The sequence below is a fragment of the Streptomyces sp. SID3343 genome, from assembly GCF_009865215.1.
Classification (GTDB): domain Bacteria; phylum Actinomycetota; class Actinomycetes; order Streptomycetales; family Streptomycetaceae; genus Embleya.
The window spans coordinates 1-12501 of sequence record NZ_WWJX01001608.1; the positions used below are offsets into that span (position 1 = coordinate 1).

The following is a 12501-nucleotide window of genomic DNA, read 5'->3' on the forward strand; positions in this document are numbered from 1 at the left end:
GCCGGCTCCGCGGCGCTTCGCCGGTCGGGCCCGGGGCCCCCGGTCTCGGCGCCGCACGCGGCGGTGAGCGCGAGGACACACACGAACGCGGTGAGGGTGCTGCGAGTCCTCGTCCTCATGGTCGGTTGTACCTCCCCACCTCGCGCCGCACGCCGTCCACGATCGCGGCGGCGGCCACCAGCGCGAGCACCCCGACACCGATCTCCAGACCGTTCAACGCCTTTCGGCCGGACGTGACCGAATTCTCGAAGTCCTGCTGATCCTCGGCGACCGCCTCGTCGAGCGCGGCCTCGACGCGGGCGAACGCGACACGCGACGCGCCGTCGGCCTTGGTGACCAGGCTCACGGCCTCCTTGAACCTGCCGCTGTCGTACAGCTTGGTCACCGACTCGTGGGCCTTCAACCACTCGGCGGCCGCGGTCTGCGCGGCCAGGATCTTGGCCCGGGTCTCGGGGTCGGACCGCGACATCTTCTCCGCCTCCACCAGCGCGCCGATCGCGGCGGGGCGCCCCTTGATCGCGGGGCCGTCCTCGGACGCGGGACGCGCCTTGACCTCGGGGCCGCCCATCAGGAGAGTCCACGCGTCCTTGAAGTCCTCTTCGTACGAGCCGTTGTCGCTGCCGCGCATGACCAGCGTCAGGCTCTCGTCGCCGTGCGCGCGCAGGCTCTGGAAACGGGCCTGGGCCAGTTTCTCGACCGGTCCCCACCCGTCGCGCTTGCTGCGGTCCAGGTCGGCGCGCGAGGAGTCGGTACCGGTCCACAACCACACGACCGACACGAGAGTGCCGACTCCGGCGATCAACAGGCCGACGTTGATCCGACGCCGGGTGCGCTTGGCGAAGAACAACAGCGACGCGGCGATCGCCACGAGGCTGATCAGGAGGAGCACGATCGGGACCCACGGCTTCGAGGTCGCGTCGTCGTGGTCGTCGACCAGCCGCTGCTGCGCCATGGTGTGCAGTTTCTCGGCAGCCGGCAGGATCTCCTTGCGCATCACGTTGTTGGACGCGGCCCGCAGGTAGGCCGCGCCGACGGTGTTGCCCTGGCGCGTCTCCGCCTTGGCCCGCTCGACGAGGCTGGCGTACACCGGAAGTTGCGTGCCGATCTTGGTGAGTTCGTCCTTCTCCTTCTCGGACACGCCGGCCGAGCCGGCCTTGATCAGGTTGCGCGCCGCGGTGTCGATCGCGTTCTGGTAGACCTGACGCACGGTGTCGGACTCGACTCCGCCTTCGAGCAGCCCCGCCGCCGCCGTCGCGTCGGCGTCGGCCAGTGCGCGGTAGATCTCCTGGGTGTCGACGCCCAACGGCCCGCTGCCGTTGTCCACCGACCGGGCGGCGCCGGCTCGGTCGGCCACCGCGAGCACCGCGAACAACCCCGCGAGCAGGCTGATCAGGATCAGGGCGACCCCGGTGAGGAGCATTCGGCCCGGTGTCGTGGCGCCGGCCTGCAGGAGCCGACGCCCGGATATACCGCGCAATCGGAACACTTTCGCCGAGCGCCGCGCCGGCGCACCTGACCCCGCAGGTCCCGGAATCGAAACGGCTGCCGCCAACGCCCTGCCTCCCCCACTGTCGTGTGCGCCCCTGTGCCGTGGGGTCTCGTCGACCCGGCGCCACGCCTTGCCGTGCCCACCCCATCGCGAGCGTGGAACGGTGTCACATCGAAGTTATCGCGCATGTGAGACCTGACTCGATGGTCTTCCCTCGTTCTGAGCGGACCTGTGTGTGCGGGCATCGATGCCGTGGCGCGCCGATGTCCCAGGGCCAGGACATTACCGCTGCCGGCCGCCCGTTCGGTGCCGATCACCCACTCGTCACGCACTGATCGCCCGGTGTCCACCGACCCCGCGACGGCTCGGCTGTCAGCGGGCCGCCGGCCGTGCCGGCGGCGTGTGCGTCCGGTATCAGCCGCCCCCTCCACAGTGGTGACAACGCAATCGAAGAGTCGACCACGACGGCGACGAGGAACCACGAACGGGGAGCAACCCCATGACTTACGCGATCGAGACCGAAGGCCTCGTCAAGCGGTACGGCACCACCAACGCCCTGGACGGGGTCGACCTGCGGGCCGAGACCGGCACCGTTCTGGGCCTGCTCGGCCCCAACGGCGCGGGCAAGACCACGATGGTCCGAGCCCTTGCCACGCTGATCAAGCCCGACGCGGGCATCGCCCGGGTCGGCGGCTTCGACACCGTGCGCCAGGCACACAACGTCCGCGGCCTGATCGGCCTGACCGGGCAGTACGCCTCGGTGGACGAGGAGATGACGGGCTACGAGAACCTGCTCCTGCTCGGCCGGCTGCTCGATCTGTCCCGGCGCGACGCCAAGGCCCGGGCGCGGGAACTGCTCGCGCGGTTCGACCTGACCGACGCGGGTGACCGCGCGCCCGGCACGTACTCGGGCGGCATGCGGCGCCGACTCGACCTCGCGGCGTCCCTGGTGGGCCGCCCGGCGTTCCTGTACCTGGACGAGCCGACCACCGGACTCGACCCGCGCAGCCGCGAAATGGTGTGGGACCTGGTGCGCAACCTGGTGCGCGAGGACGGTGTCACGGTGCTGCTGACCACGCAGTATCTGGACGAGGCGGACCAACTCGCGAGCGACATCGTGGTGATCGACCACGGTCGGGTGATCGCGAAGGGGTCGTCCGACGAACTCAAGGGCCAGGTCGGCGGGCAGAGCCTGGAGATCCGCCCGGCCGATCCCGCCCGGCTGCCGGACGTGACCGCGATCCTGCACGAACTCACCGGTCGGGAACCGGTCGTCGAGCCCGAACGCGGTCAGGCGACCGTGCCGGTGAGTGACGAGGACCTGCTGCCGGTGGTGGTGCGCCGGCTCGACGAGGCGGGCATCCGCGCGACCGAGCTCGCGCTGCGCCTGCCCAGCCTCAACGAGGTCTTCCTGACCCTGACCGGCCACCGCAACCAGGACGAGCCGGAGCACGACGACGGGCAGGGCGACCGGAAGAAGGCGGCATGAACCGCCTCGCCGACCTCTACGGCACGCGCGTGCTGCCGATGCTCGCCCTCGTCCTGTTGACGATCGCCCACCTGGGCCCCGTACTTGGAGCGACCCGATGACCACGACCACCGTCCGACCCGCGGCCGAGCACATCGACGAGCGCCCCGGCCCGATCGCGAGCGTGCCGCACCGAAGCGATCCGGCCACCGTGTTGCGGCACACGTTGACGCTGACCTGGCGCAGCCTGGTCAAGCTGAAGAAGCAGAGCGAGCAGCTGATCGACCTGACCCTTCAGCCGATCCTGTTCACCGTGATGTTCGTGTACCTGTTCGGCGGCGCGATCGAGGGCAGCACGCACGAGTATCTCCAGTTCCTGCTGCCCGGCATCCTCGTGCAGACGGTGGTATTCGCGTCGGTGGGCACGGGTGTGGGGCTGTGCACCGACATGTCCACGGGCGTGTTCGACCGGTTCCGGAGCCTGCCCATCTCACGGATCGCGCCGCTGGCGGGCACCGTGCTCGGCGACGTGCTGCGCTTCCTGGTCGCGGTGACGTCGGTGTTCGTGTTCGGCTCGATCCTCGGCTTCCGCTTCCACACCAACCCGATCGCGGTCGCCGCGGCGATCGGCCTGGTCCTGGTGTTCGCGTTCGCGCTGTGCTGGGTCGTGGCGCTGCTCGGGGTGACCATGAAGCAGCCCCGAAGCGTGCAGGGCGTCTCCTTCATGATGATGTTTCCGCTGACCTTCGGCTCGAACCTGTTCGCCAAGACCGACACGATGCCGGGCTGGCTCCAGGCGTGGGTCAAGGTCAACCCGATCACCGAACTCACCGGCGCCTCTCGGGGATTGACCACCGGCGGTCCGGTCGCCCACCACGCGATCGTCACGCTGATCTGGGCCGCCGGCCTGATGCTCGTGTTCATCCCGCTGACCCTGCGGGCCTACAGCCGCCGGACCTGATCGACACCCGTGCCGCGTCGCCCTCCCCTGATTCCCCGTCACCCAGGTGGTGACGGGGAATCAGTGCTGAGCGTCGGGCACGATCAGGGCCACCGCCTGCTCGGGGGTCAGCGCCTCACCGAGGGCCCTGTGTCGAGCGAACTCCTCGGCCCCCAGAGCCTGTTCCACCTCGCGACTGATCCGCTCCGAGTCGATGTCGCTCAGGTCCGGGTGGCCGCGCACGGCCTTCGCGGCGCCGAGCAGCAGCGCGGCCCCTTCAAGGTCGCCGGCGAGGGCGGTCACCGATGCGCTCGCCTCCACGCACGTGGCCAGGATCGGCATGTCCTGGGAGCCGAGGGCGTTCGACGTCGCGAGGACCACCGCCGCGCGGGCGGCGGCCAGGTCCCCACGCGCGCACGCTACGTGGGCCTTGCCGACGTTCAGCGACGCCACCATTTGCGGGTGCATCAGTTTGTCGTTCGGCATCACGCGCTGCGCACTGGCGAAGCGACGCTCGGCTTCGTCGAGGTCGCCGACGTATCGGGCGATCTCCCCCAGACCGATCTCCGCGAACAGGGTGTGCATGGTGGTCCCGCGGCCGTCCACCCGCTCGGCGATGCCCTCCATCACCAGACGTGCCTGGTCCAGGTCGCCCGAGCGCGCGAGGATCGTCCCGCGCCGGACGAGGAGTTGCGGGACCTCGTCGTCGGCCCGCAGTACCCGCAACAGTTCGAGCGCCTCGTCCACCGCGACGAGAGCCGCGTCGAACTCGCCCCGATACACCAACAACTCCGACAGCCCGGAGATCGCCGACGCACGGCCCCATCGGTCACCCATGGCCGCGAACCGATCGCGCGCGTCGGACAGGTAGCCCACGGCCTCGTCGGGTTGGCCCAGATTGACCGCGAAGTGGCCGCGCATCAGCCGTACCATCGCCTGCGCCCACGGATCCTCCAGGACGTCGGCGGCCACCAGGGCTCGTCCGAGAGCCGGGTGGTCGCGCCGGGCGACGGCGGCCAACATGTCCAGGAAGACCGGCAGCGTACGGGTCCGCCCCGGATCCAATCGCCGCGAGATCAGGCGCGCCAGGGCGAACGCCCGAATGCCTTCCCTGTCCTCCGAGGACGCGAACGAGTGCATCGCGTGGAACGCCCACGTCTCGGCGAGCCGCTCGCTCCACGTGGCGCCCGGTATCGCGAGCGCGTCGCGACCCCACGCGTGGGCCTCGCCGTGGTTGCCGCGCATCGCCCAGAACCAGGACAGCGAACCGACCAGGCGCACCGCCTCGTCCGCGTTCGCGTGCTCGACGACGTGGCGCAGGGCGACGGCGAGGTTGTCGTGTTCGGCGCCGAGCCGCTCCAGCGCCGCCAGTTGGCCCGGCCCCAGCAACCGCGAGTCCTGGGTGGCGGTGAAGTCCACATACCACGCGGCGTGGCGCGCGGCGGTGGCTTCGGTCTCGCCGGCCGCGGTCAGTTGCTCCGCCGCGTAGGCCTGGATGGTCTCCAGCAGGCGGTATCGGGTCTCGGTCGTGCCGACCACGTCGACGAGCGACTTGTCCACGAGTCCGGCGAGCAGGTCGAGCACGTCCTCGGCGGCGAAGTCGCCCTCGTGCGGCAGGATCGCCTCCGCGGCCTCCAGGGTGGTGCCGCCCGCGAAGACCGACAGCCGCCGCAGCGCGCCGCGTTCGCGGTCCTCCAGCAGGTCCCAGCTCCACTCGACGACCGCGCGCAGCGTCTGATGGCGCGGCAGCGCGGTCCGGCTGCCGCCGGTGAGCAGGCGGAACCGGTCGTCGAGCCGGTGGGCGATCTGGCCGGGGGTGAGCGAACGGGTGCGCGCGGCGGCGAGTTCGATCGCCAGCGGTTGGCCGTCGAGGCGGCGGCAGATCTCGGCGACCGCGCCGATCGTGTCGGTGTCGATGACCAGTCCCGGGCGCACCGCGTGGGCGCGGTCGGCGAACAGCCGGACCGAGGCGTAGGTCATCCCGTCGTCGGCGCCGACACCGGCGGGTGGCAGCGCGAGCGGGCCCAGCGGGTAGAGCATCTCGCCGTCGATCCCGAGCGGCTCCCGGCTCGTGGTCAAGATTCGTACCGCGGGCGCCTGGGCGAGCAACCGGCCCGCGAAGGCCGCGGCCGACGCGACCAGGTGCTCACAGTTGTCCAGAATCAGCACGCTGGGCCGGCTCGCGAGCAGTTCGGCGATCCGGTCGACGACGTCGCGGCCGACCGGCGGGTGGGTTTCGAGCAGGCCCACCTCCCGGCCGCCGAGCGCGCCGAGCACGGCCTGCGGGACGTCCAACGGGTCCAGCACGGGGGCGAGTTCGACGAACCACACACCGCCGGCGAACTCGGCGCCGCGCGCCACGAGACGGGCCCCGGCCTCGGTGCTGAGCCGGGTCTTGCCCGCGCCGCCGGGGCCGACGACGGTGACCAGGCGGGACTGGTCCAGGAGTCGACCGACCCGCTGCACCTCGTCGTCGCGGCCGACGAAGGTGGTCAGTCGCGCGGGCAGGTTGCCGGGCGCGTCGCGCGGCGGGACGGCGGGCGTCGGGGCCGCGGGCGGGGCCGGGGCGCCGGCGGGTCGGGCCTCGGGTGTCCCGGCCGAGTCGCCGCCGCGCAGGACCGCGAGGTAGGCGGCCTCCAGGTCGGGCGACGGGTCGATGCCCAACTCGTCCGCGAGCCGCTCGCGCAGCCCCTGGTACAGGGTCAACGCGTCGGCCCGGCGGCCTTCCTCGTGCAGCGTGCGGATCAGCAGGCCGTACAGCCGTTCGCGCAGCGGGTGTTCGCGGGTGAGCTGTTCCAACTCGGCGGCCAGCCCGCCCGTGCGACCGAGCGTCAGGTGCGCCTGCACCCGGTCCTCGATCGCGCCCAGGCGCTGTTCGGCCAGCCGCGCGGCGGGGCCGATCGCGAACGGGGCGTCGGCGGCGTCGGTCATCGCGGGCCCGCGCCACAGCGCGAGCGCTCGGCCGAGCAGGTCGGCGGCGCCGGCGGGGTCGCGCTCGTCGAGGAGTCGGCGGCCACGAATCGCGAGATCGGCGAACACGTGCGCGTCCACGTCGGCGCGCCGGATCGCCAGCACGTAGCCGGCGGGGCCCGATTCGAGGTCGGCCGGCAGTTGTCGCCGCAGCCGCGAGATCAGCGACTGGAGCGCGTTGGCGGCCCCCGACGGGGGGTCCTCCCCCCAGACCGCCTCGATCAGCCGCTCGCTGGAGACCGGCCTGCCGGGGTCCAGGGCAAGCCGGATCAACAGCGCGCGCAGGCGCGCGCCGCCGATCGTCACGGATTTACCGTCGTCGTCCCGCACGTCGAGCGGGCCAAGCACCGAGATGTGCACGCCTCCACTCTTCCATCCCCGGGCGCCCCCGGAGTGGACCGGAGGTCGGGAGCGGACAAGAGTGTGATCGGTCGACGGCGGAGAGTTGCGAACTGGGAGCGTCCCGGGGCACGGGAACCCGGGACGATCATCAGGAGAATTCACTCTTTCGTGGTATTAATTCCCACTCCTGGGAGTGAGGAGAGTGAACTGACAACCGGTCGGTATCGGTCTCGAAACGGCTTAGGCGCCGACGCGACCGATAAACGTGTGCCACGCGCCCGCGCCCAGTTCGAGCACGGGACTGGCGACAACTTTCGAGTCGCGCACCAGGACCGCCGACGCGGTGGGAGCCGTCTCGACGCAATTGCTGGTCGCGCCGCTGTAACTGCTGCGTCGCCAAGCGTGACGAATAGCAGTGCCGTGACCTGCGGTTTCCACGTCGGAGTGGGAAGCCGAGGCGATAATCGGGGAAACGAACTGGTATTGCGAACCCGGGTTTGTGTTGCTCAAGACAATTCCTTTGCAGCGTTCTCGATCATGGACAGTGATTCGCCGTACGACAGCGCCGAAGCGCGGATGTCCTCGAACATACGCTCATAGACACTGACGTGTTCCGGTTCCTCCAGATAGAGGCTACTCGTATGTGTGTCGAGTACGACCACATCCAGATCGGAAAGCGCGGGGAATCCGATGATCGAGAAAGAACCCTCGATGGCGGGGTAGGCGCCGGCCGCGAACGGGAGGATCTGGAGTCGAACATGGGGACGGGCCGCAGCCGCCGTCAGGTGTTCCAGTTGGGCCCGCATCGTCTCCGGACCACCCACGACGGTGCGCAGCACGGCCTCCGAGATCACCACGGTGAGTCGAAACGACGCCTCGCCGCCCGGGCCGGTTCGATCCAGTACCGCTTGGCGTTCCTGACGTACGCGCACGAGCATGTCCACCTGATCGCTCGGCATGTCCTCGCGTACTGCCGCGATCACCGCTCGGACATAGTCCGGCGTCTGGAGCAGGCCGGGAATGAGCGAGAGTTCGAATCCCCGCATCCCGCACGCCTCGGCCTCCAGGCTCAGCAGTTCCGCGTACGAGCTGGGCAGGATCGACGAGTAACTGTGCCACCAACCACGCTTTTTGGCCTCGCGCGCCAGCAGGAGCAACGAGTCGCGCTCCTGGTCGTCGGCGACCTGATAGAGATCCAGCAGGATCCGCAGGTCGACGGGCCGCACGCCACTTCGCCCCAATTCGATCCGACTGACCTTGGAATCCGAGCATTCCAGCCGCACGGCGACATCTTCGAGACTCAGGCCGCGCGCTTCGCGCAACCGCCGCAATTCCGTGCCGAGCCTGCGCTGCCGGACGGTCGGGTTGGGCGCCATGGCCACGCCGCACCTCCACTACACGCTCTGTTCACGCGCCGAACCGGAACGTCGGCGCGTCCGATCGGGGGACAGTGTGCCCTACTGCGAGTGAAAGTGTGGCTACTACCGAAAAGGTCCCGTCAATCCAAGTTTGGGAATTGCAGAATCGACGACGGCCGGGCACGCTGCATGTCGGCCATGACTCAATGTCGCTCACGGGTCGCCCTGGGTGTTCGTTCCCGGAACACGCGACCCCCTGCCGCACGTCCGGAGGTCTACATGCCGGTGATGGCGGAGGACGTCCGTCACTACTGCGTCCAACTCTCCGCGTCCGCCCGGGGTGTCGGACGAGCCCGTCGGACCACCGGAAAGGTTCTGCACGATTGGGGCCTCGCCGAATTGGTCGACGTGGCGGAAGTCCTGCTCACCGAATTACTGACGAATGTGCTCGTTCACGTGGGACCGGGCGCGTGGCACGCGCTGACCCTGCTGCACGACGGAGACGTGCTGCGGGTCGAGGTGCGCGACCCTTCGCCGCGGATGCCGGTGCCCCGCGTGGGCGACTGGGACGCGGAGTCGGGCCGCGGCCTGCGGATGATCGAGTGCATGTCCCACGCGTGGGGCGTCGACCGTCTTCCGCCGGGCAAGGTCGTGTGGTTCACCCTGCCCGACGGGGCGTAGCCGGCGCCGGGTCCGCCCGACCGGGCGGCGGTCGCCGCCGCCCGGTCGGGCCCTGTTCGGCGGGCTCGGCCGGTGACCTCAGTCGGTGGTCGAGCCGCCGGCTCGGCGCGCGAGCAGGCACTCCTCGGCGAACGCGAGTACACGCAGGTGATAGGCACGAGCCGCGTGGTGAAGGCTGATGTTGTGGCCGACGCCGGGCTGGATGTGCGTCTCCACGCGCGGTGCGAGCGCGAGCAACCGCCTTGCCTCGTCGAGGACTTCGGGCCCGGCGAGATTGGAGCGCTCGAACTCGGCGATGGTCCACTGCACGGGCACGCGCACCTGCGCGAGCACCCCCGGCAGGGTGTACGGGTTCTGCCGCACGTCGACGAACTCGGCCATCGGTACCGGCGCCACGATCCGACCGGCACGAGTGAGCAGCCCCGGATCGTAGCTGCCGGGCGGCCCGAAGAACGTGTCGGGCACGCCGCCGCCACCGGTCGAGGGCACGAAGTCGCCTTCGGTGGGGATCGCCGCGAGCTCGTCGAGGCGGGCCTGGGTGTACTTGAGCGGCACGCCGCCGACGGCGAGCCCGAGCAGGTCCCGGCCGCGCTTGTCGGCGCCCATCCGCAGACTCAGGATCGCGCCCATCGAATGCGCCGCGACGAACACCGGTACGTCGCCGAAGCCGTCGATCAACGCGAACAACAGGTCGGCCTGCGCGTCCAGTCCCTGACGGGCGCGATCGAGCCCGGCGGAGGCACCGTAGCCGGGCCGGTCGATCGCGAGCACGGTCCAGCCGAGAGCCGCGCCGAGCGTGAGCAGTGAGTCGCCGGTCGCGTTCTCGCGGTGCCAATAGGCCGCGCGCGAGCCACCGCCGTGCACCGCGAGCAGTACGCCGCGAGCGGGTGTCCCACCCCCGCCGAACAGATCGCGCGCTTCGGGCGGGTCGGGCGTGTCGGACGGCGTGTCGGGTGGGTCCGGCGGGCCGGCTTGGGGTCGCGCGAGCAGACCCGACAGCGTCGTACCCGCGATGTCATAGGCAACGTTCTCGACCCGGCCGGGCATGGTGCTGACCTCCACGTGCGGATTGCCCTGCGATCACACCACACCGTCGACACGAGTCATTGACGGGGTATGCCGTGCATCCAACAATGTAACGGTGTAACAGAGGCGTCGCCGGAGCGGGCGCGCCGCAGACCGCGCGGACAACGCACCCGCCACGGACAACGGAGTCACCCGTGAAGCACCAGGACGTCGTCGCCACGGGGCGACGCATCATCGACCACCTCGCCAACCGCACACTCGACCTGGGCACCGCCCCCGTCGAACTCGACGGCTCGTGCTTCACCGATCCGGTGCGCTTCGCGCGCGAACGCGAGGTGCTCTTCCGGCGCACCCCGCAGGTGATCGGCTGGGCCGGCGAGGTGGCCGAGCCCGGCGACTTCATCGCCCGCGACGTGGACGGCGTCCCGGTCCTGGTGACCCGCGATCAGGACGGCGAACTGCACGCGTTCCTGGACGCCTGCACGCACCGCGGTATGCGGGTGAGCGGCGAGACGCCGCGCACCGAGGGCACCACCGGAACCGGCTGCGGCTCGGCCCGGCGCTTTCGCTGCGGCTATCACGGCTGGACGTTCGACGGCGGCGGCGCACTGGTCGGCCTGCCGGGCCGGCCGCAGTTCCCGGGCATCGACCCCGAGAAGTACGGGCTGCGCCCACTGCCGGTGGCGCTGTCCGCCGGACTCGTGGTGGTCGGCCTGCGTCCCGACGTCGTCGTCGAGGGCGCGCTCGCGGACGTCGAGGACGCGTTCGCGGGGTTTCCCTACGAGCGCACCCGCGCGGTGATCAGCGAGCGCTTCGACCTGGAGTGCAACTGGAAGCTCAACGTGGACATCAACGTCGAGGCGTACCACGTCCCGTTCCTGCACAAGAACACGATCGACGGCATCGTGCTCAACCACGGCATCGTCGACACGTGGGGGCCGCACACCCGGTTCGCGGTGCCGATCGCCGGCGGCTTCGAGCAACTCGCCGAGGTACCCGAGCAGGCGTGGCCGGCGCGGCTGCCGATGGTCAACGTGCAGACCCTGCTGCCGTCGGCCGTGCTGATCGAGAGTCCGCTGAGCACGACACTGCTGCGGATCTACCCGGGCGACCGCCCGAACCGCTCGGTCATCCACATGACCGAGGGCACGTGGGAGCCGCTGAGCGAGGCGAGCATGGCGACCGCGCGCTCGAATCACGAGACCAACAAGAGAGTGCTCCGGGCCGAGGACTTCCCCGGCGCCGAATCCTGCCAGCGCGGCTTCGACGCCGGCCTGCCGACGATGGTCGTGGGGACGGGCGAGTCGGCGATCGCGCACTGGCACCGGGTGTGGGACGACGCCTTGGCGGCGGCACCGCACTGATGCGCTCCGCCGGCGGGAGCGGGTCGCCGGCGGCGGGCGGGCCGTGACCGGGTGCCCTGGTCGGGAACCTCGCGCGCGCGGGTTATGATCGACCTGCTCGCGAAACGCTGTGCGGTTCGCGAAGGAGGCACCTTTGGCCGGGTGCCTCCTTTTTTTGTCCGCAGCTTTTGCCGGCTGCTTTCGCCGGCCTGTTTGCCGGCCCCGTTCGTCTGCTTCGCGGGCCCGCGGCCCGCGCGAAGCCGCTCGCGACCGGCTCGCGACCCGGTCGGGCGAAGCGTATCCGGATCGTTTTTTTCGAAGCTGCCCGCGCCGCGCCGCAGGACCCTACTCTGCTCTCCGGCAAGCACCTCGACAGGTCCCGGAAGGGCGTCCGCGATGCCCGGTGTGCGCACGCTCGGTGAGGTCGTAGAGCACGACGGACCGCTTGCGGAAGGTCCGTTGCGCGAGATCGCCGCAGGTATCGCGGACGCTCTGGCGCGCGTGCACGCGATCGGTCTCGTGCACGGCCGGCTCGGCCCGGATCAGGTGTTGATCACGCCGTACGGTCCGCGGGTGACCGGATTCGCGGGGCGCGCGGGCGACACCGCCGGCGACCCGGCACAGGACGTCCTCGCGTTCGCCAACCTCATCACGTTCGCGGGCGGCGGGACTTCGCCGCCCGGCCTGCGACCGTTGTTACGGCTGTGCCTGGACCCCGACCCGGACCAGCGTCCGACCGCCGTCGACCTCGATCGCGTGCTGACGCCCCGTCCGCCCGTGCTCGTCCTGCCGCCGCCGGTGCGCGACACGGCGGACGTACCCCGAGAGGCCGTGGCTCAAGACCCGCCCACCGGCCGCGGCTCGACCCGGCGTCGACTGCTCGT

At 70.7% G+C, this 12501-nt stretch carries 9 protein-coding genes and 1 pseudogene; 5 read left to right on the top strand and 5 right to left on the bottom strand.

Going from position 1 to position 12501, the window contains the following annotated elements; genetic code table 11:
- Positions 1-115: 115 nt before the first annotated feature.
- Positions 116-1420: a hypothetical protein gene (locus GT354_RS51605; protein ID WP_161365375.1), complete on the bottom strand. Its 1305-nt coding sequence runs from the start codon at positions 1418-1420 to the stop codon at positions 116-118.
- Positions 1421-1988: 568 nt separating this feature from the next.
- On the opposite strand from GT354_RS51605, the gene GT354_RS51610 reads away from it, so the two are divergent.
- A complete protein-coding gene (locus GT354_RS51610; protein ID WP_161365377.1) occupies positions 1989-2978 on the top strand; it encodes an ATP-binding cassette domain-containing protein in 990 nt (329 codons plus the stop codon).
- A 97-nt stretch (positions 2979-3075) separates the two neighbouring features.
- A complete protein-coding gene (locus tag GT354_RS51615) occupies positions 3076-3918 on the top strand; it encodes an ABC transporter permease (protein WP_161365379.1) in 843 nt (280 codons plus the stop codon).
- Between the two features lie 60 nt (positions 3919-3978).
- On the opposite strand, the gene GT354_RS51620 is transcribed toward GT354_RS51615, so the two are convergent.
- The 3 genes from GT354_RS51620 to GT354_RS51630 all read right to left on the bottom strand — a co-directional run bounded on the left by GT354_RS51620 (position 3979) and on the right by GT354_RS51630 (position 8585).
- On the bottom strand, positions 3979-7227 hold the full coding sequence (locus tag GT354_RS51620; protein ID WP_161365381.1) for a BTAD domain-containing putative transcriptional regulator: 3249 nt from the start codon (positions 7225-7227) through the stop codon (positions 3979-3981).
- Between the two features lie 222 nt (positions 7228-7449).
- Positions 7450-7719: a DUF397 domain-containing protein gene (locus tag GT354_RS51625; protein ID WP_202513230.1), complete on the bottom strand. Its 270-nt coding sequence runs from the start codon at positions 7717-7719 to the stop codon at positions 7450-7452.
- Positions 7716-8585, bottom strand: a complete 870-nt coding sequence (locus GT354_RS51630; protein ID WP_161365384.1) for a helix-turn-helix transcriptional regulator — start codon at positions 8583-8585, stop codon at positions 7716-7718. The genes GT354_RS51625 and GT354_RS51630 overlap by 4 nt, the downstream gene beginning before the upstream one ends.
- A gap of 270 nt (positions 8586-8855) precedes the next feature.
- Between GT354_RS51630 and GT354_RS51635 the strand changes: the two genes are divergently transcribed.
- Entirely contained in the window at positions 8856-9248 is a 393-nt protein-coding gene (locus GT354_RS51635; RefSeq protein WP_161365386.1) for an ATP-binding protein, read from the top strand.
- Between the two features lie 78 nt (positions 9249-9326).
- Here GT354_RS51635 and GT354_RS51640 read toward each other — a convergent pair whose 3' ends face one another.
- Complete coding sequence (locus tag GT354_RS51640; protein WP_161365388.1) at positions 9327-10310, bottom strand: alpha/beta hydrolase; 984 nt, start codon at positions 10308-10310, stop codon at positions 9327-9329.
- Positions 10311-10468: 158 nt separating this feature from the next.
- On the opposite strand from GT354_RS51640, the gene GT354_RS51645 reads away from it, so the two are divergent.
- Positions 10469-11638, top strand: coding sequence for an aromatic ring-hydroxylating dioxygenase subunit alpha (locus GT354_RS51645; protein ID WP_161365390.1), 1170 nt, complete (start codon positions 10469-10471; stop codon positions 11636-11638).
- A gap of 375 nt (positions 11639-12013) precedes the next feature.
- Positions 12014-12501: pseudogene (locus GT354_RS51650) on the top strand (hypothetical protein); the annotation flags it as partial.

Coding starts and splice junctions, on each gene's coding strand:
- GT354_RS51605 (WP_161365375.1), bottom strand. CDS start 1,420: ATGCTCCTCACCGGGGTCGCCCTGATCCTGATCAGCCTGCTCGCGGGG.
- GT354_RS51610 (WP_161365377.1), top strand. CDS start 1,989: ATGACTTACGCGATCGAGACCGAAGGCCTCGTCAAGCGGTACGGCACC.
- GT354_RS51615 (WP_161365379.1), top strand. CDS start 3,076: ATGACCACGACCACCGTCCGACCCGCGGCCGAGCACATCGACGAGCGC.
- GT354_RS51630 (WP_161365384.1), bottom strand. CDS start 8,585: ATGGCGCCCAACCCGACCGTCCGGCAGCGCAGGCTCGGCACGGAATTG.
- GT354_RS51635 (WP_161365386.1), top strand. CDS start 8,856: ATGGCGGAGGACGTCCGTCACTACTGCGTCCAACTCTCCGCGTCCGCC.